28 protein-coding genes and 1 tRNA gene are annotated in these 26,709 nt (G+C 69.4%); 14 read left to right on the top strand and 15 right to left on the bottom strand.

Annotation, left to right across the window (positions count from 1 at the left end):
- The first annotated feature begins 16 nt into the window (after positions 1-16).
- Complete coding sequence (locus LXN57_RS36305) at positions 17-520, top strand: hypothetical protein (protein WP_221380493.1); 504 nt, start codon at positions 17-19, stop codon at positions 518-520.
- On the opposite strand, the gene LXN57_RS36300 is transcribed toward LXN57_RS36305, so the two are convergent.
- The gene (locus LXN57_RS36300) at positions 517-906 is read right to left on the bottom strand and encodes a VOC family protein (protein ID WP_251802741.1); all 390 of its coding nucleotides are present in this window, start codon (positions 904-906) and stop codon (positions 517-519) included. The genes LXN57_RS36305 and LXN57_RS36300 overlap by 4 nt on opposite strands.
- A 68-nt stretch (positions 907-974) precedes the next feature.
- A complete protein-coding gene (locus tag LXN57_RS36295) occupies positions 975-2,960 on the bottom strand; it encodes a DUF6311 domain-containing protein (protein WP_438872959.1) in 1,986 nt (661 codons plus the stop codon).
- A 239-nt stretch (positions 2,961-3,199) separates the two neighbouring features.
- Here LXN57_RS36295 and LXN57_RS36290 point away from each other — a divergent pair, with 239 nt between their 5' ends.
- Complete coding sequence (locus LXN57_RS36290) at positions 3,200-3,913, top strand: class I SAM-dependent methyltransferase (RefSeq protein WP_251802739.1); 714 nt, start codon at positions 3,200-3,202, stop codon at positions 3,911-3,913.
- 69 nt (positions 3,914-3,982) lie between these two features.
- Here LXN57_RS36290 and LXN57_RS36285 read toward each other — a convergent pair whose 3' ends face one another.
- Complete coding sequence (locus tag LXN57_RS36285; protein WP_251802738.1) at positions 3,983-4,513, bottom strand: YbhB/YbcL family Raf kinase inhibitor-like protein; 531 nt, start codon at positions 4,511-4,513, stop codon at positions 3,983-3,985.
- Positions 4,514-4,832: 319 nt separating this feature from the next.
- Between LXN57_RS36285 and LXN57_RS36280 the strand changes: the two genes are divergently transcribed.
- Positions 4,833-6,029: a GAF domain-containing sensor histidine kinase gene (locus LXN57_RS36280; RefSeq protein ID WP_251802737.1), complete on the top strand. Its 1,197-nt coding sequence runs from the start codon at positions 4,833-4,835 to the stop codon at positions 6,027-6,029.
- 22 nt (positions 6,030-6,051) lie between these two features.
- Here LXN57_RS36280 and LXN57_RS36275 read toward each other — a convergent pair whose 3' ends face one another.
- The 4 genes from LXN57_RS36275 to LXN57_RS36260 all read right to left on the bottom strand — a co-directional run bounded on the left by LXN57_RS36275 (position 6,052) and on the right by LXN57_RS36260 (position 10,923).
- Positions 6,052-6,969, bottom strand: a complete 918-nt coding sequence (locus LXN57_RS36275; protein WP_251802736.1) for a C40 family peptidase — start codon at positions 6,967-6,969, stop codon at positions 6,052-6,054.
- Positions 6,970-7,319: 350 nt separating this feature from the next.
- A complete protein-coding gene (locus tag LXN57_RS36270) occupies positions 7,320-7,772 on the bottom strand; it encodes a DUF4352 domain-containing protein (protein WP_251802735.1) in 453 nt (150 codons plus the stop codon).
- Between the two features lie 316 nt (positions 7,773-8,088).
- Positions 8,089-9,048 (bottom strand): NAD(P)H-quinone oxidoreductase, encoded by a 960-nt coding sequence (locus tag LXN57_RS36265; RefSeq protein WP_251802734.1) that lies wholly within the window; start codon positions 9,046-9,048, stop codon positions 8,089-8,091.
- 24 nt (positions 9,049-9,072) lie between these two features.
- Positions 9,073-10,923 carry a ricin-type beta-trefoil lectin domain protein gene (locus tag LXN57_RS36260; RefSeq protein WP_251802733.1) on the bottom strand — a complete coding sequence of 617 codons (1,851 nt, stop codon included), beginning with the start codon at positions 10,921-10,923 and terminating at the stop codon, positions 9,073-9,075.
- Positions 10,924-11,138: 215 nt separating this feature from the next.
- Between LXN57_RS36260 and LXN57_RS36255 the strand changes: the two genes are divergently transcribed.
- The 4 genes from LXN57_RS36255 to LXN57_RS36240 all read left to right on the top strand — a co-directional run bounded on the left by LXN57_RS36255 (position 11,139) and on the right by LXN57_RS36240 (position 13,936).
- A tRNA-Ser gene (locus LXN57_RS36255) sits at positions 11,139-11,223 on the top strand.
- A 188-nt stretch (positions 11,224-11,411) separates the two neighbouring features.
- Positions 11,412-12,587, top strand: coding sequence for a helix-turn-helix domain-containing protein (locus LXN57_RS36250; RefSeq protein WP_251802732.1), 1,176 nt, complete (start codon positions 11,412-11,414; stop codon positions 12,585-12,587).
- Positions 12,588-13,073: 486 nt separating this feature from the next.
- Positions 13,074-13,343 (top strand): hypothetical protein, encoded by a 270-nt coding sequence (locus tag LXN57_RS36245; protein ID WP_251802731.1) that lies wholly within the window; start codon positions 13,074-13,076, stop codon positions 13,341-13,343.
- A 71-nt stretch (positions 13,344-13,414) separates the two neighbouring features.
- Positions 13,415-13,936, top strand: a complete 522-nt coding sequence (locus LXN57_RS36240; RefSeq protein ID WP_251802730.1) for a hypothetical protein — start codon at positions 13,415-13,417, stop codon at positions 13,934-13,936.
- An 8-nt stretch (positions 13,937-13,944) separates the two neighbouring features.
- On the opposite strand, the gene soxR is transcribed toward LXN57_RS36240, so the two are convergent.
- Positions 13,945-14,385 carry a redox-sensitive transcriptional activator SoxR gene (gene soxR, locus LXN57_RS36235; RefSeq protein WP_251802729.1) on the bottom strand — a complete coding sequence of 147 codons (441 nt, stop codon included), beginning with the start codon at positions 14,383-14,385 and terminating at the stop codon, positions 13,945-13,947.
- Between the two features lie 45 nt (positions 14,386-14,430).
- Here soxR and LXN57_RS36230 point away from each other — a divergent pair, with 45 nt between their 5' ends.
- Positions 14,431-15,111 carry a thiamine pyrophosphate-binding protein gene (locus LXN57_RS36230; protein WP_251802728.1) on the top strand — a complete coding sequence of 227 codons (681 nt, stop codon included), beginning with the start codon at positions 14,431-14,433 and terminating at the stop codon, positions 15,109-15,111.
- Positions 15,112-15,119: 8 nt separating this feature from the next.
- Positions 15,120-15,998, top strand: coding sequence for a transketolase family protein (locus LXN57_RS36225; RefSeq protein WP_251802765.1), 879 nt, complete (start codon positions 15,120-15,122; stop codon positions 15,996-15,998).
- 1 nt (position 15,999) lies between these two features.
- On the opposite strand, the gene LXN57_RS36220 is transcribed toward LXN57_RS36225, so the two are convergent.
- Positions 16,000-16,437: a hypothetical protein gene (locus LXN57_RS36220; RefSeq protein WP_251802727.1), complete on the bottom strand. Its 438-nt coding sequence runs from the start codon at positions 16,435-16,437 to the stop codon at positions 16,000-16,002.
- A 58-nt stretch (positions 16,438-16,495) separates the two neighbouring features.
- Entirely contained in the window at positions 16,496-17,626 is a 1,131-nt protein-coding gene (locus LXN57_RS36215; protein ID WP_251802726.1) for an acetyl-CoA C-acyltransferase, read from the bottom strand.
- Between the two features lie 110 nt (positions 17,627-17,736).
- On the opposite strand from LXN57_RS36215, the gene LXN57_RS36210 reads away from it, so the two are divergent.
- Positions 17,737-18,150, top strand: a complete 414-nt coding sequence (locus tag LXN57_RS36210) for a PH domain-containing protein (protein ID WP_251802725.1) — start codon at positions 17,737-17,739, stop codon at positions 18,148-18,150.
- Here the strand turns inward: LXN57_RS36210 and LXN57_RS36205 are convergent.
- Together LXN57_RS36205 and LXN57_RS36200 are read right to left on the bottom strand one after the other, a co-directional pair.
- Positions 18,136-19,050: a rhomboid family intramembrane serine protease gene (locus LXN57_RS36205; protein ID WP_251802724.1), complete on the bottom strand. Its 915-nt coding sequence runs from the start codon at positions 19,048-19,050 to the stop codon at positions 18,136-18,138. The two genes, LXN57_RS36210 and LXN57_RS36205, sit on opposite strands and share 15 nt — an antisense overlap.
- A gap of 14 nt (positions 19,051-19,064) precedes the next feature.
- Positions 19,065-19,595: a peptidylprolyl isomerase gene (locus LXN57_RS36200; protein ID WP_251802723.1), complete on the bottom strand. Its 531-nt coding sequence runs from the start codon at positions 19,593-19,595 to the stop codon at positions 19,065-19,067.
- 156 nt (positions 19,596-19,751) lie between these two features.
- Here LXN57_RS36200 and LXN57_RS36195 point away from each other — a divergent pair, with 156 nt between their 5' ends.
- Entirely contained in the window at positions 19,752-20,345 is a 594-nt protein-coding gene (locus tag LXN57_RS36195) for a hypothetical protein (protein WP_251802722.1), read from the top strand.
- A gap of 42 nt (positions 20,346-20,387) precedes the next feature.
- Here the strand turns inward: LXN57_RS36195 and eccB are convergent, their stop codons facing one another.
- From eccB to LXN57_RS36180, 3 genes are all read right to left on the bottom strand, one after another.
- Positions 20,388-21,776: a type VII secretion protein EccB gene (gene eccB / locus LXN57_RS36190; RefSeq protein WP_251802721.1), complete on the bottom strand. Its 1,389-nt coding sequence runs from the start codon at positions 21,774-21,776 to the stop codon at positions 20,388-20,390.
- A gap of 32 nt (positions 21,777-21,808) precedes the next feature.
- A complete protein-coding gene (locus LXN57_RS36185) occupies positions 21,809-22,915 on the bottom strand; it encodes a magnesium and cobalt transport protein CorA (RefSeq protein ID WP_438872958.1) in 1,107 nt (368 codons plus the stop codon).
- Between the two features lie 94 nt (positions 22,916-23,009).
- Complete coding sequence (locus LXN57_RS36180; protein WP_285904712.1) at positions 23,010-24,164, bottom strand: aminotransferase-like domain-containing protein; 1,155 nt, start codon at positions 24,162-24,164, stop codon at positions 23,010-23,012.
- Positions 24,165-24,218: 54 nt separating this feature from the next.
- Here LXN57_RS36180 and LXN57_RS36175 point away from each other — a divergent pair, with 54 nt between their 5' ends.
- Genes LXN57_RS36175 through LXN57_RS36165 form a run of 3 tightly spaced genes read left to right on the top strand, consistent with a single transcriptional unit; the run spans position 24,219 to position 26,708 of the window.
- Entirely contained in the window at positions 24,219-24,950 is a 732-nt protein-coding gene (locus LXN57_RS36175) for a phosphocholine cytidylyltransferase family protein (protein WP_251802718.1), read from the top strand.
- Positions 24,938-25,999 carry an iron-containing alcohol dehydrogenase family protein gene (locus LXN57_RS36170; RefSeq protein ID WP_251802717.1) on the top strand — a complete coding sequence of 354 codons (1,062 nt, stop codon included), beginning with the start codon at positions 24,938-24,940 and terminating at the stop codon, positions 25,997-25,999. The genes LXN57_RS36175 and LXN57_RS36170 overlap by 13 nt, the downstream gene beginning before the upstream one ends.
- Positions 25,974-26,708 (top strand): CDP-alcohol phosphatidyltransferase family protein, encoded by a 735-nt coding sequence (locus LXN57_RS36165; protein ID WP_251802716.1) that lies wholly within the window; start codon positions 25,974-25,976, stop codon positions 26,706-26,708. The genes LXN57_RS36170 and LXN57_RS36165 overlap by 26 nt, the downstream gene beginning before the upstream one ends.
- Position 26,709: the final 1 nt, after the last annotated feature.

Below are 26,709 nucleotides of genomic sequence, written 5' to 3'. Positions count from 1 at the left end.
GTTCTACAGTGCCTGCGTGAAACCGTTCCGATTTGTAGGCGGCGCCGTCCCGCTCGTCATCGCCTACCCGGCCGAGATTCTGCGGCCGACCAAGGTCGACGAGATCTCCACCGGGATCCTGCTGTCCGGCCTGGCCGGACGCAGCGTCGTCAGCGTGCACCTGGGCGCGCGGGTCCACGAGATCCAGCCCGCCCCGCACGGCATCTTCATGGGTTCGGTCCACTACGAGACCAACGGTTCGGCCGGACCCGACTTCGCCGCCCTGACCGAGTTGGGCTCGCTGTCGGCTTCGGTACGGTTTCTGGAGGCGCTCGGCCACGCCAGCGACCACAACCTCGAATGGCTGACCGAGAACCATCGGGCCGCCCTTGAGAAGGCCATGTCCGACGCCACCCGGTCCCGCGACGACCTGATGGTCGAGGCCGACCGCATCGTCCAGCGCCACTGGGCCCGCGTCGTTCAACTGATGCAGGAGCTGGCGGACGGAACCGGCGCCCACGGCCCGATCGAGGCTCTCTAACCCTCAGCAGCCTCGTGGAAGGGCTGCGGCTCGGCCGGGATCTGCTTGGACATCAGGCAGAACTCGTTGCCCTCGGGGTCTTCCAGGACGATCCAGGAGCCGCTCGCGGTGATGGCCGACCGCCGGGCGCCCAGACCGAGCAGGCGGTCCAGTTCCGCCAGCTGGGGGCGGTCGGTGGGGCAGATGTCGAAGTGCAGGCGGTTCTTGACCGGCTTGGGCTCGGGCACCCTGATGAAGAGAATGTCGGGGCTGGTCGCAGCGCCCCGGATGGCTACCCCGGTCTCGTCCCGGGCGAAGATCCGATAGCCGAGGGCCGCGCTCCAGAACGCGGCCATCAGCTCCGGGTCCGCGCAATCGATCACCACGTCGCCGATCCGGCTCGCCATTCCGGGCAGCCTAGTCGGGCGACCGGGGCGTCATGCCACGCCGGGTGGCATGACGCCGTGCGAAACGGTCAGCCGATGTCGGGGCCGGTGAGGACGGCGTTGGGGTCGTCGACCAGGTGGCGGACGTCCCAGACCCAGGCGCCGCCCGTCCAGGTGGGCTGGAAGCCCAGCAGGCCGGTCATCGCGCGCAGCATCTCGATGTCGCGGACCTGGGGGGTCAGCACCACCGCGCCCGCCTTCCAGTAGCGCAGGTCGGCCAGGGTCATCTCGCGCCGGGTGTCGTTGATCTCGGGGATCGGGTTGCCTTGGCGGATCGAGGCCATCAAGCCGCTGGTCGGGCGCCACGGGGGTGAGAACAGCGCGGTGCGGTCGGTCGGGTTGAGCGGGTTCTGGTTGGGCAGCAGCGCGTACGCGCCGGCGATGCGCATGTCCTGGCCGGTCATCGCCGTCCACCGCAGCGGGTCGGGGTAGCTGGAGTCGGGCAGCGGCAGCGCGACCACCGTGTGGTCGTCGTCGACGAACTGCTTCCACGCGCCCGACGTCACGAACTCGGGGACCGGGGCCATCGGGGTCGTCGCGAGCTGCACCGGGACGAGGGGCACGAGCGCCATGGCGACGGCCGTGATCATCGCGACGCGGACCGGGCCGCGGGCGGCCGGCTGGGCGCGGGTGAGATCGATGGCGCGCTGCACCCCGAGCGCCAGCAGGATGCCGACGACCGGCGCGATGGCCATGGCCCACCGGGTGGGAACCGCCGAGTTGAGCACCGGAACGCTGTGCAGAACAGCCCAGATGCCGGGGATGCCGGTGTTGATGCCGTTAAGGAAAATGCGCGGTCCGAGCGACATCGCCGCGAAGAGAACCGCGATCCCGCCCAGCGCGAGAACCGCCGCCGAACGGCGCATCCAGACCAGCAGACCGACGAAGAGAATCACCAGCCCCCAGCCGAAGAACGCGTTTTCCTCGGCCGGATTCTGGGCCAGCCGCTCGGCGACCACCGCATTACCGGCGACCGAGTGGCTCGAATAGGCCGTGAACGAACCCAGGTCGGCGCCGAAGTTGCGGACGAACTCCGGCAGGCCGTGGTAGCTCTGCGGGCCGAAGAACTGCACCGACAACGGGTACGCCAGCACGGCCAGCGTGACGGTGCCGGCGACGGACAGTCCCCGCAGGAACCGGCGGGTCTCACCGCGGTGCGTCTTCCGCCGCGAGATGGCCATGACCAGGCAGAACACGCCCAGTCCGACCGCGGTCATGAAGAGGACCTCGAGGTTGATGAACGCCTGCCAGATCAGCAGCGCGGCCATGATGAGGCCGTTGCGGACGCCCCGGCCGGGCTGCCGCAGACGCAGCGTCCGCCAGATGATCAGCGGGACCAGGAACTGCGAGACGATGTTCGGGTGGCCGCCGGCGTGCGACACCATGCTCGGCGCGAAGGTGCAGAAGAGAGCGCCGACCCACGCCGCGAGCCGCGAAGAAACGAACACGCGGGAGAGCACGAAATACCACGAGATACCGGTGAGTGCCAACGCCAGAGTGAGAAATAAGTTGAACGACACATGTGGGCCGAACAGCAGAGTCACCGGCGTCATCGGCAGCGATATGGCCAACACCGAGGTGTTGGCCATCATGTTCACCCCATCGGGGTAATTCATGCGATCGGAGAAGAACGGATATGCGCCATCGGTGAGCACACGAGCACCATGCGCCAGCATCCACTCAAAGAAAGCCTGATCCTGCGGATCGTCGCGCAACTGGTGATCGAGATTGAGCCACAACGGCGCTGTGAGATAGAACGCGACAACGACGAACGTCGCTGCCGCCAGCACGTCGCGCCAGTCCGGCCGTCGCCGCCACCAGCGCTTGGCAGGCCTTCCGACCTGGTCAGGCGCGGCCTCGACATCGGGCTCGACCGACGTCGGAGTGGTCGTCGGAGCGTCCGTCCCGAGCGCGATCAGCTCGGCTTCAAGCTCCTCGGCCTCGGTCACTTGACGGGGCGGCAGCACGTTCCCGCCAGCCGGCTGGCCTGTCGAGTCAATACCCGTAATCGTCATAGCGAGGGCGAGCCTAACCGAGGTTGGTAACGTTGCTGTGACGAGCTGCCCATGCGTGATCGAGCCGATATGAACGTCGTATTCGGTGGCGAACCAGCGGGAGTACCCAGCTTCGCATGTCTCAATCAGGCAAATAATGAGCGCCCGCCCCGGCCTCAACTTTCGGATACGCGCGCCGGATGGTTAACTCGTCCGGTCCCGCTGTCAGCTCGGATCGGCAAGACGAGGGAACCTTACATATGGCAGACATCACTGGAGACCAGCGGATCCAGTCCGAAGTGCTCGAAGGCCTCGCCACGGCCGTCAACCACCGCCGGTGGTTCGTCGAGCTCGCTCTCCCCTACCTCGGGGACAACCCGATCGAGGTCGGCAGCGGACTCGGCGACTACGCGATCGAGTGGGCGGAGCACCTTCCGCGGTTCACGGCGACCGAAGCCGACCCGGATCGGCTCGTGCTGCTCAAGGAGCGCATGGCCGACCACCCGAACATCGACGTGCGCCAGATGCTGCTGCCGTCGCCCGACGCGAACGGCGAGTACAGCGCTGCGGTGTCGTACAACGTGCTCGAGCACATCGATGACCATGTCGGCGCGCTGCGCAGCATGGCCGACCTCGTGCGCCCGGGTGGCCGGGTCATCATCATCGTGCCGGCGTTCATGTTCGCGATGAGCCAGGTCGACATCGCGACCGGGCACATCCGCCGCTACACGAAGAAGACGATGCGTGCGGCCATGACCGAGGCCGGCCTCGAGATCGAGAAGATGCACTACGCGAACGCGCTCGGTCTCATCGGCTACTACGGCGCGACCAGCATCTTCAAGCTGGCGCCCAAGGAGGGCCCGATGGTCAAGGTGTACGACTCGCTCGTGCTGCCGGTGACCAAGGCCGCCGAGAGCGTCATGAAGCCGCCGTTCGGTCAGTCGGTCTTCGTCGTGGCGCGCACGCCCAGCTGACACGCAAGCACCAACGAAAGGCCGCCGGTCGACCCGGCGGCCTTTTCGCGTACCCGATTCGTACCGGAATCAGGCCTTGACCTGGAACGTCGGGCGGATGGTGGCCCGGGCCAACGTGTGGAAGGCCAGGTTGAAGCCGACGTAGGCCGGCGAGGCCTCGGGCGGCACATCGAGCGTGTCGACGTCGATCGCGTGCACCGCGAAGACATAGCGGTGGGGGCCGTCGCCGGGCGGTGGGGCGGAACCGCCGTAGTTGTTCTCGCCGTAGTCGTTGCGCACGCAGAAAGCGTCCTCGGGCAGGGGATCGACACCCCGCGGCAGCTCGGTCGTGGATGCCGGCAGGTTGACCAGCACCCAGTGCCAGAAGCCGCTGCCCGTGGGGGCGTCGGGGTCGAAGCAGGTCACGACGAAACCACGCGTCTCGGCGGGAAAGCCGGACCAGGCGAGCTGCGGCGAAAGATTCTTGCCACCCACGCTGGTGTGGGCGAACAACTCGTCGAGCGGCCGGCCGTCGGACACGTCGGCGCTGGTCACGGTGAAGGACGGGACCGGGGGCAGAATGTCGTACGGATCCGGGGCAACGGCGCGTTCGAGACTCATCGTGGTGTCCTCCGGCGGGATGCGGACCTTCCAGACACGCAGAGTAGTCCGTTCACGTATCGCCCGCCTTTCGCTCGCGTGACCCCGCTGTCACCCGATCGGGCGGACGCACAGCTGGTGCGTACGTAAACCTGGGTACCGGGTGATGCTTCTGTCTGACATCCGACCGGGTGTGTGCGGCAGAGATCCCCGCGTCTGGTCGAGATAGCAAGTCGGCACCCGCCATCGAGGCGGGTGCCGACTGCTGTAGGGGGCAGTTGTGTCTCCGGCATCGGACGAATCCCGCCATATCGGATGCCCGGAGTGAGACGATCGGACGATGAGGGCGCCTTTGCCTCCCGATGAGCCGGGTCGGCTGGCGGCCTTGTACGACGCCCACGTGCTCGACACCCGGCCGGAAGAGGATTTCGACGACATCGCCCTGCTCGCGTCGCAGATCTGCGGCACGCCGGTGGGTCTGGTCAGCCTCGTCGACCGCGACCGGCAGTGGCTCAAGGCCAAGGTCGGCACCGAACTCGACGCGCTGCCCCGCGACCTCTCGTTCTGCGCGCACACGATCACCTCGCACGAACTGCTCGAGGTGCCGGACGCCCAGGAGGACGGCCGGTTCGCCGACAACCCGGGCGTGGGCGGGCTCGGCATCCGGTTCTACGCCGGAGCGCCGGTGGTGCTCGACGGCACGTACTCGGTCGGCACGGTCTGCGTAGTCGACCGGGAGCCCCGGGTGCTCACCTCTCCCCAGCGGCGAGCCCTGCGCAGCCTGGCTCGGCACGCGTCGGTGCAGCTGGAGTTGCGCCGCTATGCCCGGCGCGCCGGCGAGATCGCCGACCAGATGCGCCAGGTCGACCGGATGAAGGACTCGTTCCTGGCCACGGTCAGCCACGAGCTGCGGACGCCGTTGTCGACGATCCGCGGCTACCTGGAGATGCTGCTCGAGGACGACTTCGACGCCGAGACGTCGCGCCGGTTCCTGTCGGTGATGTCGCGCAACTCCGACCGGCTGCTGCGGCTCATCGACGAGCTGCTGCTGGTGGCGAAGATGACCGACGACCGGATCGAGCTCGACCTGGCCGAGGTGGATCTGGCCGACCTCGCACACCAGGCGGTCGCCGCCTGCCGTGCCCTGGCCGACCACCGCGGGGTCAAGCTGCGTGACCGCACCGGACGTCCGGTGCCGGCCCGCGGCGACGCCAAACGGCTGGCCCAGGTGCTCAACCACCTGCTGGTCAACGCGATCAAATTCACCCAGCCGGACGGCGAGATCACGGTCGACTCGACCGCCGAGGGCGAGCCGGAGCTGCTCATCACGGACACCGGGGTGGGCATCGCCGCCGAGGAGCTGCCGCACGTGTTCGACCGGTTCTACCGGTGCACTGCGGCCGAGGTGATGGCGGCTCAGGGCCCCGGCCTGGGCCTGGCCATCGTCAAGTCGATCGTCGAAGCGCACCACGGCAGCGTCCATCTGCAGAGCGAGCCCGGGGAGGGCACGACCGTACGACTGACCCTGCCGCGGTGAGCGGCAGGGTCAGTTCGTTCGGCTATCCGCCAATGCGGGCCACCCGCAGGCCGGCGTAAACCTTGCGGTAGACGACGCCCGTACGGTGGTTGCCGGCATCGATCATCATGCCGCGGCCCATGTAGATCCCCACGTGCCCGGGACCGACGACCAGGTCGCCGGCGCGGGCCTGGGCCCGCGAGACGGACCGCGAACGGGCCGCCTGTGCTCCGGACGAGTGCGGCAGCCTTATGCCGGCCAGCGCGTACGCCCGCTTGGTGAAGCCTGAGCAGTCGAAGCCGTTCGGCCCCAGGCCGCCACTCACGTAGCGCTTGCCGACCTGGGATCGGGCGAACGCGATGACCGCGGTCATCCCGCTGCCGAGCCGCATGACACGCTGTCCCCGCTGCTTGGCGGGCGCTTGCCGGGTGGTGACCGAGCGCAGGTGGCGCTGCGTGACCCGGTCGTAGGTGCGGTTGTAGGCCTGCGGACTCTCGGATACGACCGCCGCGGCCTGCTGCGCCTCCCGCAGGGCACGCAGCTTCGCCTTGCGCACCTGCAGCTTCGCCTTGCGCACCTGCTGGGCCCGTCGGGCCGCCAGCTCACGGGCCGTCTCCTCGGCCGCGTCGAACAGGGCGTCCGTATCGGCGACGACCTCACCGGGGATCACATCGTCGACCTCGGCCGGGTCGCCGCGCAGATGTTCGCGTACGTCGACCGCGGCCTGCGTCTCGGCGGTGCGCAGGGCCTCCCGCTCGTCCACGACGGCCAGTTCCACGGCGGTGCGCAGAGCCTGGCCGCCGTCCGGTGCGGCGAACGGGTTGTTACGGGGCCGGGCCTCGGGCGAGGCATGGCGGGCGAGCGAGAAACGCCGGGGGGCGGCGCGCGAGGCGCGCTCGGCGGTGGTGGTGCGCTCCTCCAGACGGAAGTTCTCGGGACCGACCGGATGGGCGGGCGGCACAGCCTCGGCGGCGTGCTCAACAGGGTCTAGAGCCGGTGAGATGACGGCCAGCGCAATCGCGCCGGCCGTAAATGCCCGGCTCGGGGACGGACAGTGCAGTGTTGCCTCCGACATCGGTCCGGGGCACTCGCGCGAATCCCTGCGGCGTGGCATTAGCGTGCGCCGCGCCGGCGCCACCCCGCGAAGGGCAGCATTGGGAACCCGGACTACTCGTTAATTCCGACGACCATGCCAACACACAACCGGAATGCTTCGGGGCCGAAATCCCACAATCACCCTCGCCCATCGACGAAAAGAATGCGATTTACGCACTCGATCGGTGGCCGTGGATATCTGAGATATGCCTGTGATCAGGGCAACGGCACCCGGACACCCGTGCTGTGCGGCGACTTGTGCAGCTCGAAGGCTGCGAGCCGGACCCCCTTCGGCACGTCGAACGGGACCACGCCGTACCGGGTCGCGCCCGGCGGGATCTCGTCGAGGAGCGACGGATCCTGATCGTTGACGAATACTGCGGCCTGTTCGGCCACCCTATGGGAGCGGCCGTGCTCGTCGACCGCGCGCTGGGCGCCCGGGTCGAGCAGGCGAGGCTCCTTCCCAGTGTTCCGCACGGCCATGGTGACCAGGCAGAACTCACCCTCGGCAGCCAGCGGCAGGTCGGCCGGGCCGACCGTCGCCAGGCCGCATTCGGTCGTGCTGACCGACACGGAAAGCGTGCCCTCGAAGGCGGTGACGACGGGCCGGGCCGGGGCAGCGTCCAGCGTCGCCGCGGCGATCTGGCCGGCCGTGGCGGTGGGCGTCACCGGCGCGAGTGCTTCGTCGCTTGTCCCGTACGCGAGATATGTCCCTACCCCGGCGAGCAGCAGAGCAAACACCCCACCCGCGACCCACAGCGCTTTTCCGCGCCGGGGAGCACGCGGGACCGGCGCGGATGGCGCTGTCCGCGCGGGGCGCAGCGGCGTATTGGTCACGAGACCTCCCGGTGTCGCTCGGCCGATCACTCGGCCGGAGTTCCACCATGCTGGGCAGTCCGGTCACCCAAACCGTTACACCACGCCGCAAAAATCGGACAAATAGCCGTTACGCCGCGGATTAATCACTCAAAAGTGTGAGTTCGGCTCACGGAGTCAGCAGAATTTTGCCGATGTGGCCGCTCGATTCCATCAGTCGGTGTGCCTCGGCCGCGTCGGCCAGCGGCATCGTGGTGTCGATGATCGGCCGGATCGCGCCCGCCTCGATCAATGGCCACACCGTCCGGGTCACCCCCGCGACGATGCGCGCCTTGTCGGCCGCCGGGCGCGCCCGCAGGCTGGTCGACGAGACGGAGGCCCGCTTGGCCATGAGGACGCCCAGGTCGAGTTCCGCCTTGCGCCCGCCCTGCATGCCGATCACGGTGAGCCGGCCGCCGGGCGCCAGCGCCTCGAGGTTGCGGCTCAGATACTTCGCGCCCACGATGTCGAGGATCACATCGGCGCCCCGCCCGTTGAAGTCGCGGGTGGCGCTCACGAAGTCGCCGGTCGTGTAGTCAATCACCAGGTCGGCCCCGAGGCCGCGCAGGAAGTCGTGCTTGGCCGCCCGGGCGGTGGTGAGGACCGACGCGCCCAGCGCCCGGCCGAGCTGGATCGCGAACGTGCCGATGCCGCTGCCGCCGCCGTGCACCAGCAGCGTCTCGCCCTTTCGCAGGCGGTCACGGTCGACCACGTTCGACCAGACCGTGCAGCTGACCTCGGGCAGCGCCGCCGCCTCGGTCAGCGAGAGACCGGCCGGCACGGGCAACAACTGGCCGGCCGGCACGGCGACCCGCTCGGCGTAGCCCCCGCCGGACAACAGCGCGGCGACCCGCTCACCGACGTGCCGGTCGGTCACCCCGGGTCCGACGGCGCTGATCACCCCGGCGCATTCGAGACCCGGATAGGGCGGGGCGCCGGGCGGTGGAGGGTAGTGGCCCTGGCGCTGAGCCACATCGGCCCGGTTGACGCCGGCGGCGGTGACGTCGATGACGACCTCACCGTCGCCGGCCTCAGGATCTTCCACCTCGCGCCGGACCAGCTGCTTGTCCTCGATCGTGATCGCGTACATGGGTCCAGCTTGCCCGAGGTCGGATCAGGGTGCGGTCCACTTCTGGTTCGCGGCGCCGGTGCAGCTCCAGAGCTGAAGCTTGGCGCCGTTCGCGGTGCTGTTGCCCGTGACGTCGAGACACTTGCCGGAAGCGGTGTTCACGATGTCCCGGCCCGCCGTGACTGTCCACTTCTGACTGGCCACCGAGTCGATGCAGTCCCACTGATGGATCACCGCGCCGTCGGCCGTCGAGTTGTTCGCCACGTCCAGGCACTTTCCCAGCCCGCGGATCGTGCCGTCCGAGCCGACCGTCCACTGCTGATTGGTGTTGCCCGAGGTGCAGTCCCACAGCTGCGGCTGATTGCCGTTCGCGGTCGAACCGCCGGTCACGTCCAGGCACTTGCCGCCGAGGCCGGTGATCGTGCCGGTCCGTTGCGTGGGACCACCCGACTGCCCGCCGCTCCAGGTGAAGGTGGCCGACGTCCGGCCGGGCAGGTTGTAGACGAACGACTGCCCGCCCCAGTTCACCTTGACGCTCTGGTTGCCCGTGGTGGTGTTGTAGGCGATCAGCGCCTTGGACCCGTCGCCGTTGCGGAACGCCACGTTCGGCACCGTGCCGTTCGCGCTCGAGTCGATCCGTACGGCGCCCGGCCGGACGAACTTGGTCAGGTGCCCCATCGTGTAGTACTCGATGGTGTAGTCCACCTGACCGCTCCGGCTGCCGCCGCGCTGCACGGTGACCAGCCCGGTGCAGGTGCCGCAGCCGCCGTTGTGCGGACCCATGTTCTGGTCGACGGCCAGCGACCACTTCGTCCAGGCCCGGCCCCAGTTGCGGAAGTACTCGATGAGGTCACCCATGTCCTCGGCGTGCTGATTGCTCACCCAGGTCCCACCGGAGTGCTCGGTCATGTACATGTTGACGTTCGGGTACTGGTTGCGCACGGTGGTCGCGGTCGACGGGCTGCCGCCGTAGTCGTGCCACGCGATGCCACCGAAGTTCGGGTGGTTGCGGATCGCGGTGTCCGACACGAGCGGGGCCACCCACTGGTCGTACGTGTCGAAGTTCCAGTCTCCGATGAGGAGCTTCGTGTTCAACCCGGCCGACTGCAACGCCGGCATGAGGTCGTTCTTGGCGAATGACTGCAGGCCCGAGACCGGCCACTGCATCGACGGGTAGCCGGGGCAGCAGCCCGGCTCGTTCTGCGAGGTGACGTACCGGATCGGAACGCCCTGCGACTGGTAGCCCTGGATGTATTTGACGAAGTACTGCGCGTACGCCTTGTAGTACTGGGCCTGCAGATAGCCCTGGCCGTACGCGTTGTTGTCCTTCATCCACGGCGGCGCGGTCCACGGCGAGGCCATCACGAAGCCGGCCGGGTTGAGGCCGACCGCCTGCTTCGTGAGCGCCATGACGTCGGCGTCCCGCGCCAGCGAGAAGTCGTTGACGTCGCAGCACGTGTTGTCGTACGAGAAATTGTTCTGCGCCAGGTCGGACGACCCGATAACGTTGCGGATCGCGCTGACCCCGATGCCGGCGCCGGGGCTGAACAGCTTCGTCATCACGTCGTTCTGGGTCGCCGCGGACAGCGCGCCGCTGCCGCGGATGTTGAACGCGGCGGTGTCGGTGATCGAGGCGCCGGCGCCCTCGAACTGCTGGTACGAGGTGTTCTCGTTGACCGTGATGGTCTGGCTGGCCGACCCGCTGCTGCTGGCGAACGCGACCGGGCTCTGCTGCTGGAGGCCGCGGCTGACAGTGCGGCCGCCGCTGTCACTGGTGGTCGTCAGATAGACGTTCACCGTCTCGTTGGCGGCGAACGCCGCCGGTGCGATCAGGACGGTCGCCGACACGACCGTGGCCGCGGAAGCGACTAACCCGATCTTCCTTCCGATGGACATGACGGGGACTCCCTTGCCTGAGGTGGGGGCCTTGGCCGGGATGGGTTAAGGCTCTGAACCATAACCATGGACATCGATACCGTGTCAACGCCTGTAAATGTTCCAGCACGCGTGTTTCACCAGCTCAGCACCATGTAAAGAGTATTGAACAAAGTTTCCGTACGACTCCTCGCCGCCCCCGCGACCCCGTCTGGCACACTGGGACAGGAACATCGGGAGGGCTCGCCTAGTGGCCGATGGCGCCGGTCTTGAAAACCGGTAAGGGGAAACTCTTCGTGGGTTCGAATCCCACGCCCTCCGCACTGTCAGCCCAAGTCAGCGGCTGTGTCGACCCAGGTCCACCCTTCCTGGAAGCTGTGGACAACGCAGACCTCTACGCGGGCTGAGCTTGATCGATGGGCGTCCAGCGCACGGAGATAACCTTGGAGCACTGGGGCGGCCAGTTGTAGCGGCCAGCCGCCCGCCCTGACCGCTACCAGGGACAGCCGATGACCGAACCCATGGGCCGATTCGCCAGCGAGCTTCGGCGTCTCCGCGTCGACCGCGGTCTCTCCTACCGCGCCCTTGCCGAGCGCGCCAACCGGGGCAAGAGCTATATCGAGGACCTGGAGAAGGGCCGCAAGCCACCCAACGCCGCGGTCGCTGAGAACCTGGACCGCGCCCTTGACGCTCGCGGTCAACTGGCTGCAACTCTCCATGCCGTGGTGGATGACGGCGGCGAGGCCGAGATTGAAGCCCTGGAACTCGCCCGCCGCGTCACCGCCTCGGACGTCAGCGCGGAGACCCTTGATCGACTGGAGCAAGCGTCCGACACGATGGCGATGGCCTACGCCACCACGCCACCCGAGCAGCTGCTCCCGAGCGTCCGTCGCCACCTCGACTACGTCGGCACGCTGATCGACGCTCGAAAAACCCTCGCCCAGCACCAGCGGTTGCTCGTCATCGGCGGTTGGTTCTCATTGCTGCGTGCGACTCTCCATATCGACCTTCGGCAGACCGCAGCGGCCAGCGCCAACTTGGCCACCGCCGCCGAGCTGGCCGAGCAGACGGGCCACGCTGAGATCGCGGCTTGGTGCTGGGAGACCCGCGCATGGGATGTGCTCACCTCTGGCGACTACCGCCAGGCGCTGGAACTGTCCCAGCGCGCTCAGGCCGTGGCGCCGGCTGACGGCTCCGCGATCGTGCAGGCCACCGCCCAGGAGGGCCGGGCATGGGCGCGCCTCGGCGACCAGCAGGAGACTCGCCGGGTGCTCGATCATGTTGATCGGCTTGCCGCCGCACGGCCACGGCCTGAATACCCGGAGCACCACTACCGCTACGACCCGGAAAAGGCCAACGCCTACGCGGCCACCACTCTGTCCTGGGCCGGCGACCCTGCTGCAGAGCAAGTGGCCCGGGACGTGATCGCGGAGCTCCTCGAGGACGGCGCCCGGCCACGGCGGGTGGCCTCCGCACGCCTCGACCTCGCCCTGGCGCTGCTGGCGGGCGGTCGGCCAGACGAAGCAGCCGCCGAGGCGGGCACGGCGATCGCCTCCGGTCGGATCGTGCCCTCGAACTGGTGGAGGGCACGCGAGGTCGTCAATGGCGTGCAGCAGACCAGGATCGCCGAGGCCCACGACCTGAGCGAGATCGCGGCGGTGCATACGCCGGCCATCAGCGCGTAGCCCGCTGTGGTCTGTCCGCCAGTTTGCGGACAGGCAGACACGGTTAGCGGACACCCATCATCTCCACATCGAGTGATCGCTCCAGCACGATCAGAAGTAAGGCGGCGGGGCTTCGGATCCCCCCGTAACACTCTTCGTCGCCTTCCACCCCTCGACGGCGGACGCAGGAGGAGATCAGCATGGGACGGCACGGGCCCCACAAGCACAATCCTTGCCGGTCGCGCTGGCGGCCGTGGCGGAAGCGATGTGACTGCGGCAACGAGCTGCCCTGCGTTGTCAGGCGGACGCTCGACCGGCAGCAGTTCTTCACCGAGCCGGACGCGCCCGGCTGGTACACCGAGCGGACCGCGGCCGTGCCTGCGCTGCGTACGAGCCGGCCATCGCTGCGGTTCACGCCCGGCCAGGCTCACCGCAGCAGCCAAGGCGGCCGGTGGTGAGCGTGACCGCGCCTCGGCGGCCGAGCGAAGCGGAGGCGGACCTGTGGTGATGTGGGACAGCGATATGCCGTTGCGCAACCGCCGGCTCCTGGCTGAGCGTCTTCGGTGGCCGGACGGCGCCCTGGACGAATGCCTCCGCATCGAGAAGGACCGCCCGGGCTTCGACGTGTGCTGGTTCCGCGAATGGACCGTGGTCGGATTCGAACGCGCGGAGGGCTTCCACGCCTGGCGGGCTGGACAAGACCCACTGCAAAGGGGCCTCATCCGGCACGAGTGGCACGGCGTCACCGCTGAGTCGTCGTGGCGGGCCCTGCCGTGACGTCCAGGCGCGCGGCCCGCCCCGGCTAGACTCTCCCGCGACTCTGAACAGGTCGAACGATCGGAGCGGAGATGCAGCTCGCCCAGGTTCTCGACGTGATCGAGCGGTTGCTCGTGGCCGCTGAGCACCCCGAAATCGTCAAGGTCGAGCGCTACGGCACGGCAACGGAGCCTTGGGGCCCCGATGCCGCACGATCGAGGACGACGTTGATCTCCGGGTTGAAGGCGACCTTCACCTCCACCTCGACGGCGTTCCTGAACGGGCGAATTCTGCCCGGCGTGGTCGAGGTTCCCGTTCCGGCCGAGATGCCGCCGCCGACGCTTCGTGCTCCGCGCTTCGTCACCTTCGTCGCGCAGCTGCTCGACATCGCGCGTCCGCCGGCGTTCGCTTCGTGGCAGCTCGTCACGCCCGTGACAGCCGGGCCACCGGACCGGCCCGGCACGCTGCCCTACGGGATCGCCATCACGTGCGCGGACGGGACCAAGATGCTGCTCCTCAGCCAGGCCACCGGCGCCATGGTCGGCGCCGAGCCGGCCGAGGAGCCGTTCCCGGACTACGTCATCCCCGACGGGCTCGCTGCCGCGGCCGCGTAGAACTGCCCTCAGCCCGGCGGGTTGAGCAGGATCCGGGCGCCCGGGCCCTCGCCGGCCAGGGCGTCGCCGGGATTGATCAGTTTGCAGCGGTGCAACGAGAGGCAGCCGCAGCCGATGCAGCCCGACAGGTCGTCGCGCAGGCGTTGCATCAGCGCGATCTTCTCTTCCAGGCGGTGCCGCCACCGGTCGGAGAGCCGCGCCCAGTCGGCGCGGGTCGGCGTGCGGTTCTCGGGCAGCTCGGCCAGGGCCGCGCGGATCTCGTCGAGCGAGACACCGACCTGCTGGGCTATCCGGATGAAGGCGACCCGTCGCAGCTCGGTCCGCTCGTACCGGCGCTGGTTGCCCGTCGTCCGGGTGGAGTGGATCAGGCCCTCGCGCTCGTAGTAGCGCAGGGCTGACGGCGCCACACCGCTGCGGGCGGCGAAGTCACCTATGGTGAGCGTCTCCATCGCATCCCTTGAGTTGAAGTGCGCTTCAACTTGCAGCCTATCTCCATGACAGCGACAGCAGTGCTACCCGACCAGCTCGGCCCCCTGCTGCAACGGATCACCGGGGACGAGAAACACGCGCCCAGCGCCCATTCGACTCTGGATGTGCTCTGGGTGCTCTACGACCGCGTCCTGCGGATCAGCCCGGACACCGTCGACGCGCCCGACCGCGACCGCTTCCTGCTCTCCAAGGGGCACGGCCCGGCCGCCTACTACGCCGTACTCGCCGCGAAGGGCTTTTTCCCCGAGTCGTGGCTCGACGACCTGGGCAGCTGGGACAGCCCGCTCGGCCATCACCCGGACCGGGTACGCATCCCGGGTGTCGAGGTCGGCACCGGCTCGCTCGGGCACGGCCTCGGGCTGGGGGTCGGTGTCGCGCTCGGCCTGCGGGCTCAGGGCTTCACACGTACGCGGACCTTCGTGCTTCTCGGCGACGCCGAGCTCGACGAGGGGTCGAACCACGAGGGCATCGCCTATGCCGCCGCGACGCACCTGCCGATCACCGCGATCGTCATCGACAACCAGTCGTCCACGCACGGATGGCCGGGCGGGATTGCCGCCCGGTTCCCCGGCTGGGACACGTCCGTCGTGAGTGGACGCGATCGCGACCGGCTGGAACGCGTGCTGAAGCCGCGGCACGACCGCCCCAACCTGATCGTCGCCACCGTCGAACGCAAGGGGAGCTGAGCGAGATGATGCGGGAGAGTTTCATCGCCACCACGACCGAACTGCTGGACGAGGACCCGCGGACGGCTCTGGTGCTGGCCGACATCTCGGCCGAATCGTTCGTGCCGGCCCGGCGCCGGCATCCCGAGCGGGTGCTCAACGTGGGCATCCGCGAGCAGCTGATGGCGAGCGTCGCGGGCGGGCTGGCCCTGACCGGAATGCGGCCCTACCTGCACTCGTACGCGCCGTTCGCCGTCGACCGGGCCTACGAGCAGCTCAAGCTCGACCTGGGGCACCAGGACGCGGGCGCGGTCGTGGTCACGATCGGCGGCTCCTACGACGCCTCCGAGGAGGGCTACACACACCAGTCCCCGGGCGACGTCGCGCTGCTCGACACGCTGGAGGGCTGGACCGTGCACGTGCCGGGGCACCACGACGAGGTGCCGGCCATGCTGCGCGAGGCGGCCCGTCACGACGACCGGGTCTACGTACGCCTGGGCCTGCAAGAGAACGACCGGGCCCACCCCCACGCGGACCGGCTGCATGTGGTGCGCCCCGCAGATAGGCGGAGCCCGCTGGTCGTGGCGGTCGGGCCCATGCTCGACCCGGTGCTGGAGGCCACAACCGGGTTGGACGTGACGGTCGCGTACACGAACCGGCCGCGTCCGCTCGACGCCGAGGGCCTGCGGGTGCTCGCCGGCAGCGAGGTCGTCCTGGTTGAGCCGTACCTGGCCGGGACCTCGGCCGCCGCTGTCAGCGCGGCCCTCGAAGGGCTGCCGCACCGCGTGCTGCACCTGGGCGTGGGCCGCTCCGAGATCCGGCGTTACGGCTCGTGGCGCGACCACGCGCGGGCACACGGCCTCGACGCGCCCGGTCTGCGCGCGTCCATCGTCGACTTCCTGGGTTAACTCAGGCGGCCAGCGCATGCTTGGCGTGGAAGACCTGCCGGAGCAGCCCGTCCGCGTGCCACACGCTGTCCGGGCTGCTCAGCCGCATCCGGAAGCGCTCGCGCACCCCGTCGACTGCGGTGGCCGCGATGTCGAGCGAGGTCCGGGAGCCGGTCGGGCTCCAGGTCACGTTGCTCAGGTGCCGCAGGTTGGCGTTCAGGTGCAGCCGCAGGCGGTACAGCACCTTGGTCTCCTGCGTGACCACGAGCCGGCGGTGGGTCAGCACCAGCATGAATTCGCCGGACAGCGGGGCCTCGGGGCGCAGACACCGGCCGACCAGCACGGTGGTCTCGTCGGACTCGACGCAGCGGCGCACGACGGGCAGGTGCCGGCTGACGGTCGGGATGGCGACGCCGGCCTCGGCGGCGGCGGGGAGGAACGTACGCGAGAACACGTCCATGTGGCGTTTAACGGCAACCCTCAGGGGAGGACGCTGCCACGACCCGATGAATGTCGGATTACAACGCCTCGACGATGGTGGCGTTGGCCATGCCGGCGCCCTCACACATGGTTTGCAGGCCATATCGAATGCCGGACTGTCGCATGTGGTGCAGCATCGTCGTCATGATGCGCGCGCCGGATGCCCCGAGCGGGTGACCGAGGGCGATCGCCCCGCCGCGCGGATTCATCCGTGCGCGGTCGGCGCCGGTCTCGGCCAGCCACGCCAGCGGCACCGGCGCGAAGGCCTCGTTCACCTCGTAGACGCCGAGGTCGCCGATCGACAGACCGGACCGGGCCAGAGCCTTGGCGGTAGCCGGCATGGGCGCGGTCAGCACGATCACCGGGTCGGCGGCGGCGATCACGGCGGTGTGCACTCGGGCCAGCGGCGTCAGGCCGTGGGCGGCGGCCCATTCCGAGGTGGTGACCGCGAGCGCCGCGGCGCCGTCCGAGATCTGTGACGCGGTGCCTGCGGTGACGACCCCGTCCTGCTTGAAGGGCGTCCTGAGCCCGGCCAGCTTCTCGAGCGACGTGTCGCGGCGGATGCCCTCGTCCTGCTTCACCCCGGCCAGCGGCTCGATCTCGGCGTCGAACTCGCCGGAATCCTGAGCCCGGGCGGCCGCGGCGTGGCTGGACAGCGCGTACTCCTCCAGCTGGGCGCGGGAGAGACCCCAGCGCTCAGCCACCATCTCGGCGCCCACGCCCTGGTTGAACGACTCGACGCCGTACCTCGTGCGCACGCTTTCGCCGTACGGGTCGGAGCCCTGCCCGCTCGAGCCCATCGGCACCCGGGTCATCGACTCGACGCCGCCCGCCACGACCAGGTCGGCCTGGCCGGAGATCACCGTGGCCGCCGCGAAGTGCAGCGCCTGCTGGCTCGAGCCGCACTGCCGGTCGATCGTCGTACCCGGAACGGTGTCGGGCCAGCCGGCCGCCAGCACCGCGTTGCGCCCGATGTTCCACGACTGCTCGGCGACCTGGGAGACACAACCCCAGTGCACGTCGTCGACCTCGGCCGGATCGAACCCGGTGCGCTCGGCGAGCGCCCGCAGCACATGGGCCGACAGATCCACCGGGTGCACACCGGCCAGGCCGCCGCCCCGCCGGCCGATCGGGGTCCGGACCGCTCCAACGATCACCGCATCACGCATGGATCGACGGTAACTCGCGCTGCCACCTTGGGAGGCTCAGTGGGGGACGCATTGGTATCAAGTCGGCGTCGCGCATAGGGCGACGGCAACGCTCGCGTCATTATGAGGGGATGCAGTGGCGCATCAAGCCGGTTCTGCCGGTCAGCAAACTCATCGGCGTGGTCGCCGTCGTCGTGCTGGCGTTCGCCTTCGCCGGGCGTGACCCGGTGCGCTGGGCGCTCGCGGCCCTGGTCGTGGTGGGGCTGCTCGGCTGGGCGGCGCGTGACCTGCTGCGACCGGTCCGGCTGGCCGCCGACGCCGAGGGCGTCACCGTCGTGACCGGCTTCGCGAGGCGGCGCCGGCTGTCGTGGGATCAGATCGAGCGCGTACGGGTCGACCGCCGCACCCACCGCGGCCTGCGCAACGAGATGCTCGAACTCGACGCGGGCGAGGCGATCTATCTGTTCAGTGCGAACGACCTCGGCGCCCTGCCCGAAGAGGTGGCCACCGCGCTGGCCGAGCTGCGGGTGTCAGCCCCCCAGTAACGTCTGGGTTCTGGCCAGGGCCGCCGCGAGCAGGATCACGAACACCGCCGCGCAGCCGAGGCCCTGGATCAGGCTGCGTCTGCGGTTCGGCGCGTACGCCAGGATCAGCGCGACGATGCCGCCGACGATCAGCCCGCCCACGTGACCGGCCACCGAGACGTTCGGCACGCTGAACGTGAAGAGCAGGTTGACCACGAGCAGCGGGATGAACTGGCTGATGTCGAGCCGTAGCCGCCGGTTGACCACGATGATCGCCAGCACCAGGCCGAAGACCGAGGTCGAGGCGCCGGCCGCCTGAGCGTTGGGCGCGGTGAAGAGGTAGGCCGCGACGTTGCCGCCGACGCCGGCCAGCACATAGAGCCCCGCGAAGCGCAGCGGGCCGAGCTTCTCTTCCAGATAGCGGCCCAGCTGCCAGAGCAGCACCATGTTGAGCAGCAGGTGCAGCACGCCGTAGTGCAGGAACATCGCCGTGACCAGGCGGTACCACTCACCGGCGGCGATGCCGTGCGGGTCGCCACCGGCCACGTAGGGCGCGTAGCCCAGCACCGAACCCCACCGGGTGACGTCGGTGCCCTGGCCCATCAGGCCGAACCAGCCGCCGGCGCCGGCGATGGCCCGGGGACCGCCGACGACGGCCGAGACGATGAAGAAGAGAACGTTGATGCCGATGATCGCCCGGGTCACGTAGCCCGCGCGGCCCACGCTGCTGCCGCCGAAGGCAGTGCGCGCCTGACGCTGGGTGCGCCGCCCCTCGGCGACGCATTCCGGGCACTGGTGACCGACCGAGGCCTCGTTCATGCAATCAGGGCAGATCGGCCGGTCACACCGTGTGCACCGGATGTAGGTCTCCTTGGACGGATGGCGGTAGCAGACCGGGACCGTCGACGGAGCCTCACTCATGCGTCAACGGTACTTCAGTCCTGCACGCGCTCGATTTCCACGCGCTCGACGACGACGTCCTCGCGCGGGCGGTCGCCCGGTCCGGTCGGCGTGGTGGCGATCGAGTCGACGACCTTGGCCGACTGCTCGTCGGCGACCTGACCGAAGATCGTGTGCCGGCGGTTGAGGTGCGGGGTCGGCGCGACCGTGATGAAGAACTGCGAGCCGTTGGTGCCCGGGCCCGCGTTGGCCATGGCCAGCAGGTACGGGCGGTCGAAGGAGAGCTCGGGGTGGAACTCGTCGGCGAACTGGAAGCCCGGGCCACCGCGCCCGGTGCCGGTCGGGTCGCCGAGCTGGACCATGAAGCCGGCGATGACGCGGTGCGAGATCGTGCCGTCGTAGTAGGGACCGCTGCCCTTCTGGCCCGTGCGCGGGTCGGTGTAGTCCTTCGTGCCCTCAGCGAGCTCCACGAAGTTGCGCACGGTCGCCGGGGCGTGATCCGGGAACAGCTGGAGCCGGATCGGGCCGTGGTTGGTGTGCAGGGTGGCGTAAAGCTTCTCGGCCACGGGTACTCCTCCTGTGTCGCGCCCCGCAGTACCTCTTGGGGGGCGATGGGACAGTTCCTTGCAGTTCGGATCCTCCCCCATGTGTCTGAAGCGGCAGCGCGGGGGTACCGATAGAGGGCACGATGTCGTGGGAGAGACCTCAGGAGGTGGGCACTGGTGTTCGCAACTATGCGCCGCAAGAGCCGTAGCACGCGGATGAAGAACGAGCTCGGACAGAGCGTGGACCACTTCAAGCGCGCGGCGTCACTCGCGGCCGCCGAGACGAGCGCGACGGTCGGTCCGACGCTGACCGCCGCGGTCGACCGGGTCCAGCCGGCCGCGGTCAAGGCCAAGGATGTGGCCTCGAGCGGCTGGGGCAGCGCGGTGGCAACCATCACCCCGCTGGTCACGGCCGCGAGTGAGAACGCGCGACAGACCGGCAAGGTGAGCAAGCGCAAGGCCAGGAAGGCCGCCAAGCAGAACCAGAAGGCGGCTCAGAAGCTGCAGAAGCGGGCAGGCAAGGCGGTCGGCCGCAAGGAGAAGAAGGGCCGCGGTTCCAAGCTGCTCGGCTTCGCGCTTCTCGGCACGGCCATCGGCGTCGGCGCCGCGTACGCGGCCAAGCGTCGCCAGGCCGCGCAGTGGGACGAGTACGACCCGGCGGCCCCGATCGCTTCGTCGGCGCCGGTCACCGGCGCCGACGACGCGGCGTTCGAGCCGGAGGTTTCGCAGAACGGCACGGTGCCCAACACCGCGCCGAACACCCCTCGGTAGAGCAGTTGTTTCGCCCGATAGGGCGGGTCCCGGCGACCCGCCCTACTGTGGTGCCGTCTGACGGGCCCGTGCCGGGTCGAGCGGCGGGCCCTCGGGCATCAGCGAGATCAGCTCGGACGGGATCTGCTGGAGCTTGACGTTGCCGTAGCCGAGCTTGGCCAGCAGCTCACGGCCGGCCAGCGGATACTGCAGGCCGGTGTCGGTAACCACGCTTACCGTGCCGGTGGCGGACGGCGCATTCGGCGAGGCGGCCGAGACGGTCACCGCACCGCGTCCGCGTGCCACGTGCACCAGGTCGGCCTTGACGCCACCGGTCGCGCCACCGGTCGCCCCGGCCACCGCCTCGCCGGCCGGGATGGTCGGATCGACCCGGATGCCGTCCCCTGCCTTGTCGACCGGCAGGGTGATGCAGGCCCGCGTCGGAGCGCCGTCGAGAAGCTGCGGCACCACCGGTGGCAGGCCCTGCGCGTCGCCCGCGTCGCTGATCCGCGTCTGCGATGTCGGCAGGCCGATGAAGTCGTTCCCGATGTCGATCGGCCGCGCGTTCGAGACCGTCAGCATCAGCCTCGCCTGCATGTCGGTCAGCGCCGCCTTGCCGTCCGCCAGGATCACGGCGACCTGCTGGCCGTCGGTGACCAGCTGGCCCACCTCGAGGTTGCCCGCCACCGACTCACGGCCCCGCCCCGGGATCGCCGGCGGCACCAGATCGGGCCCGGCGGGCACGGCGTTGAGCCAGGCGATCGAGACGGGCCAGGGCCGGCTGCTGCTGTAGTTGAGCGCGGTCAGCGTCGGGTCGTTGCGCCCGATCGGGATGGCGAAGCGCCGGTTGCCCACCACCAGGGAGTTGCGCCCGTTGGGGTCGCGGACCAGTAGGCCCCGGCCGGCCCGGGCCGGCACCGTGCCGTCGGTGAGCCGGTGGCCGGCGAGCAGCGTGCTGCGCGGGGTGCTGTTCACACCCTGGTTGTCGGTGCAGACCGACCAGCGGTCGGTGAGCAGCGCGCCCTTGCCGGGCAGGGAGTCGGGCGCGTCCGGTATGCCGAGCGGATCGCCCAGCGGCACCGCGGCCAGCTTCTCGGACGAGACGCTCTTGAGCGACGGCGTCTGGGCCGAGGCGAGCAGCAGGCCGGATGTGAAGTTGAGCACCGGGTGCAGCTTGCCGTCGGACTCGAGATAGACGAACCGGGCGCCGGTGCCCTTCTCCTGAAAGACCACATTGGGGTCTCGCGGGTTGGTGCTGCTGTTGCCGGTCAGCAGGCCGTAGATCGCCGCCGCGACCACCAGCAGACTGGCGATCAACAGGCTGACCAGGGCCGTCATGCCGGCGCGGCGCAGCGGCGACCGCTGCGGGTCGGGGTCGTGCGTGACCAGCGCGGCCACTACCCGCTGCAGCGAGTACTGGTACGAGTGGAGCTGATCCTGACGCGACGGCACCTATGTCACTCTAGGGGCCGCTGTCGATGTCGTCACAGCCAGCCGCTGCGCCGGAACACGCGGTAGAGCAGCACCGAAACCATCAGAATGATCAGCCACCACGACGCGTAGCCGTACTTCCACGTCAACTCGGGCATGAAGGTGAAGTTCATGCCGTAGATGCCGGCCCCCGCTGTCCACACCGTGGCGATGGCCGCCCACGCTGCGATCTTGCGCATGTCGTTGTTCTGGTCGACGGTGACCTGCGCGAGCCGGGCCTGGAGGATGGAATTGAGCAGGTCGTCGAAGGACGAGACCTGTTCGACCGTACGGGTGAGGTGGTCCTGCACGTCGCGGAAGTACTTGCCGATCCGCTTGGGCACGATCGCCATGAGCATCGCGAGCGGGCGCTGCAACGGCACCACCGCGCGCCGGAACTCCACCAGCTCACGCTTCATCTGATAGATGGCCGGGATGGGGCTGGCGTGATCGCGCGAGAAGACGCCCTCCTCGATCAGGTCGAGATCGGACTCCACCTGGTCGGCGACCGCGACATAGTGGTCGACCACCCGGTCGGTCACCGCATAGGCCACCGCCCACGGGCCCTGCTCGATCAGATCGGCCCGCTCCGTCTCGAGGTCGGCCCGCACTGATCCCAGTTCGGACGCGTCACCGTGGCGCACCGTGATGACGAAGTGCTCACCCACGAAGATCATCATCTGGCCGGTCTCGACCACCTGCGAATTCTCGGTGATCTCGCCGTGCGGCACGTACCGCGCGGTGCGCATGACCAGGAAGTGCACCGAGCCGAACTGCTCGAGCTTGGGCCGCTGCTCCGCCTTGACCGCGTCCTCCACGGCGAGCTCGTGCAGCCCGTACGTGTGCGCGATGGCGGCCATCTCCTGCTCGCTCGGCTGATGCAGGCCGAGCCAGACGTACGCGTCGTCGCGCGCGCAGGCCGTCTTCAGCGCCTCGTCGGGCGTGAAGTCACCGGGCAGCCGCCGGCCGCCGGCATAGACCGCGCAGTCGACAACGCCGCTGCCCACGTGGCCGGAGCCGAGGTCGGGGCGCCCGTCGGCCGTGCCGAGGATGCGGTTCATCGCCCGCACCGGCGCGGCGAAGGCTCGCGACAACGGCCGATTCCGGTAGCGATCGCTCACCATGACCTCCCCCACACGGACGAACAAAACCGCCCGAGGCTACGCCCGGCGGGTTCGTTCCCTACCCACCGGGCGTCCGTTCCTCGCGGACGGATCAGCCGCGTACCTCTTCGATCGCCTCGGCCAGCCGGCGCACGCCCTCGTCGATCTGCTCGACCGTGACCGCCGAGTAGGCGAGCCGGACCGAGCTGTGACCGCCCTCGAGCAGGAAGTCGCTGCCCTTGACGATGGCCACGCCCTTCTTCATCGCGGCCGGGAAGAGCTTGTCGACGTTGACGTCGGACGGCAGGTCGACCCAGAGGAAGTAGCCACCGTCGGGCTCGGTGAAGGTGGCGCCGGGGATGCGCTTGCGCAGCGATTCGCCGAGCACGCGGGCGCGCTCGCCGAGGGCGGCGCTCACGGTCGCCACCGAGCGTTCGATGTCGCCGGAGACGCAGAACTGGTGCACGATCGCCTCGGAAACCATGCCGGGCGAGATGTAGAGGTTGGTGGCCTTCTTGGCGATCGCGTCGATCAGCGCGGCCGGGCCGACCAGGTAGCCGACGCGGACGCCGGGGCACACCGTCTTCGTGAAGCTGGAGGCGTGGACGACCAGATTGTCGGAGTCCATCGAGAGCATCGACTCCAGGGCGTCGCCGCGGAACCGGATGTCGACGTACGGGTCGTCCTCGAAGATCGTGAACTCGTACCGGGCGGCCAGCTCGAGCAGGGCGCGGCGCTTCTCGGCCGAGAGCGTGATGCCGGCCGGGTTCTGGTAGTTCGGGATGATGTGGGCGAGCTTGGGCCGCACGCCCGACTCGAGCAGCGCCCGCAGCTCGTCGACGTCGATGCCGTCGGGGCGCAGCGTGACCTGGTGCACCTTGGCGCCCAGGTTCTGCAGGCTGAGCAGCGTGCGGTCGTACGTCGGCTTCTCGACCACGACGTCGTCGCCGGGCTGCACGAGGTGGTTGAACAGGAACGCGTCCGCCTGCAGCGAGCCGTTCGTCACAATGACCTGGTCGGCCGAGACGCCGTGCTTCTCGGCGATCCACTTACGCAGCGGGACATAACCGACGGAGGTGCCGTAGGCGGTCACACCAGCGGGATCGGCGTCGAAGGCGCGCGCGGCGGCGGCTTTGAGGCCCTCGACGTCGATGATGTCCAGCGACGGAGCGCCCCGGGCGAAAGAGATCAGCTGCTCAGCGGTCATGGCCACCAGCTTACGAGCAGCCTCTGCAGAATTTTCGTTCGCCTCATCCGGTCCGGGCAGTGGGACAGCACCCGTTATTCTCGCGGAGTTCACCCAACAGATGGAGAAACCCCGATGATCGGTCTCATTCTCGCCGCCGGAGCCGGACGCAGGCTTCGTCCGTACACGGACACCCTGCCCAAGGCCCTGGTCCCGGTCGACGGCGAGACCACGATCATGGACATCTCCCTGCGCAACCTGGCCGCCGCCGGGCTGACCGACGTGACGATCGTGGTCGGCTACCGCGCGAACGCCGTCGAGGAGCGCCAGGCCGCCTTCGAGAGCAAATACGGCGTCAAGATCTCCCTCGTGCACAACGACAAGGCCGAGGAGTGGAACAACGCCTACTCGCTCTGGCTCGCCCGTGACCACTTCGCGCAGGGTGCGTTGATGGTCAACGGGGACACGGTGCACCCCGTCAGCGTCGAGCAGACCCTGCTCGCCCAGCGCGGCCCGAGCATCCTGCTCGCCATCGACAACGTGAAGAAGCTGGCCGAGGAGGAGATGAAGACGGTCTTCGGCCCGGACGGGCAGCTGACGAAGATCACGAAGCTGATGGACCCGGCCGACGCGTTCGGCGAGTACATCGGGGCCAACATCATCGAAGGCTCGGCCGCCGTCGAGCTGGCCGACGCTCTCCAGGCGACCTGGGAGCGCAACCCCGACCTGTACTACGAGGACGGCTTCCAGGAGTTCGCCCAGCGTGGCGGCCAGGTCCGGGCCGCAACCATCGGCCAGGTCGACTGGGTCGAGGTCGACAACCACGACGACCTGGCCAAGGCCCGGGACATCGCATGCCGCTACTAGCCCGCAGCGTCCAGGCTCCGCTGCACATCCACGTCCGCCGGGGCGCCGTGGCCGACCTGGGCCGCATCCTGGCCGACGGGCGGGTCTCGGCCGGCGGCGACGTCGCGGTGGTGGTCGGTCCCGGTCAGGGTGAACGGATCGCCGAGCTCATCCGGCCTTCGCTGCAGACGGCCGACGTCTTCACCACCACCGGCGGCACGCTCGACGCGGCGCTGGAGCTGGCCGACAAGCTCCGCTCCCGGCAGTACGACGCGGTGGTCGGCATCGGCGGCGGCACGACGGTCGACACGGCCAAGTACGCGGCCAACCGCTGGGGGCTGCCGATGATCTCGGTCGCCACCAGCCTGGCCAACGACGGCATCGCCTCCCCGGTGGCCAGCCTGATCAACGACGGCATCAAGGGCTCGTACGGGGTGCACATCCCGTTCGGCGTGATCGTCGACCTGGACTTCGTCGAGACCGGCCCCGAGCGGGTCAACCGGGGCGGCATCGGCGACGCCATCAGCAACATCAGTGCCCTGGCCGACTGGGAACTGGCCCGCGAGATGCGCGGCGAGCCGGTCGACGGCCTGGCCGCCTCGCTGGCCCGGATGGGCGCCGAGGCGGTTCTCACCATGCCCGGCGACCTGCACGACGACGCCTTCGTGACGGTCCTGGCGGAGGCGCTGATCTCGAGCGGCCTGGCCATGGCGGTCTGCGGCAGCAGCCGGCCGGCCAGCGGTGGCTGTCACGAGATCATGCACGCGATCGACTCGCTCTACCCCGGCACCGCCTCGCACGGCGAGCTGGCCGGGCTGGGCGCGCTGTTCTGCACATACCTGCGGGGCGACGAGCGCCGCTTCGCCCAGATGTCCGACTGCCTGTCCCGGCACCAGCTGCCGCGGGTGCCGAGCGACATCGGGCTCAGCGCCGAGCAGTTCGTCGAGGCGGTCGCGTTCGCCCCGCGCACCCGCCCCGACCGCTACACGATCCTGGAACACCTCGCCATGAGCCCCGACGAGATCAACGGAAAGCTGGCGCACTATGTCGACGCCGTCGCCGGCCGCTGACCACACCGCCCCCGCGGCGGCCGACTACTACGCGGTCAACCGGGGTGGCGGCCTCTTCAGCGAGGCGGTCAGCCAGCACGCCGGCGCCCAGATCGCGGTCCGGGCCCACAAATACCGCCTGTCGCCGACCGTGCTGACCGTGCTCAACCTCGGCCTGGGCGGTCTGGTGTCGATCGTGGTGATCGCCGCCGCCGAGCCGATCGCGGACGGTCGCGTCTGGGCCTGGCCGATCGGGCTGCTCGCGTTGCTCGGCTGGCAGGCGGCGTACGCCTTCGACTGTGCCGACGGCCAGCTGGCCCGGGTCACCGGCCAGACCAGCCCGGCGGGCGCCCGGCTCGACGTGCTGTGCGACGTGGCCGTGCAGATCTCCCTGGTGGCGGCCCTGGCGGCGACGGCCGCGGCGCAGGTGCCGGACACCCCGGCCTGGCTACTGGCCGCGTTCGCCGGCACCTGGATGGTCAACCTGGTCACCTCGGTGATGCAGACGGGCGCCAACCCGACCAGCATGGTGACCAGCCGCTCGTTGCCGGTGCGCCTGGTCAAGCTGGTGCGCGACTACGGCGCGGTGATCGCGCTGGCCGGGGTCGTGCTGACCGTGGCGCCCCAGTGGACGATCTGGTTCATCGGCCTCTTCACGCTGGTCAACGCGGCCTTCCTGGCGGCCAGCGTGATGTTCTCGGCCCGCGAGGCGCTGCGCGGCCCGGCCTGAG

The sequence above is a fragment of the Paractinoplanes hotanensis genome (assembly GCF_023717965.1).
In the GTDB taxonomy this organism is placed as follows: domain Bacteria; phylum Actinomycetota; class Actinomycetes; order Mycobacteriales; family Micromonosporaceae; genus Actinoplanes; species Actinoplanes polyasparticus.
Note: the sequence above shows the minus strand (reverse complement) of the source record. Positions and strands in the feature narration are given on the sequence as shown.

What these genes read in the sequence shown, in the direction of transcription:
- LXN57_RS36280 (WP_251802737.1), top strand. Translation starts at nt 4,833, where the DNA reads ATGAGGGCGCCTTTGCCTCCCGATGAGCCGGGTCGGCTGGCGGCCTTG.
- LXN57_RS36230 (WP_251802728.1), top strand. Translation starts at nt 14,431, where the DNA reads ATGACAGCGACAGCAGTGCTACCCGACCAGCTCGGCCCCCTGCTGCAA.
- LXN57_RS36240 (WP_251802730.1), top strand. Translation starts at nt 13,415, where the DNA reads ATGCAGCTCGCCCAGGTTCTCGACGTGATCGAGCGGTTGCTCGTGGCC.
- LXN57_RS36285 (WP_251802738.1), bottom strand. Translation starts at nt 4,513, where the DNA reads ATGAGTCTCGAACGCGCCGTTGCCCCGGATCCGTACGACATTCTGCCC.
- LXN57_RS36260 (WP_251802733.1), bottom strand. Translation starts at nt 10,923, where the DNA reads ATGTCCATCGGAAGGAAGATCGGGTTAGTCGCTTCCGCGGCCACGGTC.
- soxR (WP_251802729.1), bottom strand. Translation starts at nt 14,385, where the DNA reads ATGGAGACGCTCACCATAGGTGACTTCGCCGCCCGCAGCGGTGTGGCG.
- LXN57_RS36250 (WP_251802732.1), top strand. Translation starts at nt 11,412, where the DNA reads ATGACCGAACCCATGGGCCGATTCGCCAGCGAGCTTCGGCGTCTCCGC.
- LXN57_RS36265 (WP_251802734.1), bottom strand. Translation starts at nt 9,048, where the DNA reads ATGTACGCGATCACGATCGAGGACAAGCAGCTGGTCCGGCGCGAGGTG.
- LXN57_RS36170 (WP_251802717.1), top strand. Translation starts at nt 24,938, where the DNA reads ATGCCGCTACTAGCCCGCAGCGTCCAGGCTCCGCTGCACATCCACGTC.
- LXN57_RS36165 (WP_251802716.1), top strand. Translation starts at nt 25,974, where the DNA reads ATGTCGACGCCGTCGCCGGCCGCTGACCACACCGCCCCCGCGGCGGCC.
- LXN57_RS36290 (WP_251802739.1), top strand. Translation starts at nt 3,200, where the DNA reads ATGGCAGACATCACTGGAGACCAGCGGATCCAGTCCGAAGTGCTCGAA.
- LXN57_RS36295 (WP_438872959.1), bottom strand. Translation starts at nt 2,960, where the DNA reads ATGACGATTACGGGTATTGACTCGACAGGCCAGCCGGCTGGCGGGAAC.
- LXN57_RS36210 (WP_251802725.1), top strand. Translation starts at nt 17,737, where the DNA reads ATGCAGTGGCGCATCAAGCCGGTTCTGCCGGTCAGCAAACTCATCGGC.
- LXN57_RS36300 (WP_251802741.1), bottom strand. Translation starts at nt 906, where the DNA reads ATGGCGAGCCGGATCGGCGACGTGGTGATCGATTGCGCGGACCCGGAG.
- LXN57_RS36220 (WP_251802727.1), bottom strand. Translation starts at nt 16,437, where the DNA reads ATGGACGTGTTCTCGCGTACGTTCCTCCCCGCCGCCGCCGAGGCCGGC.
- LXN57_RS36175 (WP_251802718.1), top strand. Translation starts at nt 24,219, where the DNA reads ATGATCGGTCTCATTCTCGCCGCCGGAGCCGGACGCAGGCTTCGTCCG.
- LXN57_RS36245 (WP_251802731.1), top strand. Translation starts at nt 13,074, where the DNA reads ATGTGGGACAGCGATATGCCGTTGCGCAACCGCCGGCTCCTGGCTGAG.
- LXN57_RS36225 (WP_251802765.1), top strand. Translation starts at nt 15,120, where the DNA reads ATGCGGGAGAGTTTCATCGCCACCACGACCGAACTGCTGGACGAGGAC.
- LXN57_RS36205 (WP_251802724.1), bottom strand. Translation starts at nt 19,050, where the DNA reads ATGAGTGAGGCTCCGTCGACGGTCCCGGTCTGCTACCGCCATCCGTCC.
- LXN57_RS36215 (WP_251802726.1), bottom strand. Translation starts at nt 17,626, where the DNA reads ATGCGTGATGCGGTGATCGTTGGAGCGGTCCGGACCCCGATCGGCCGG.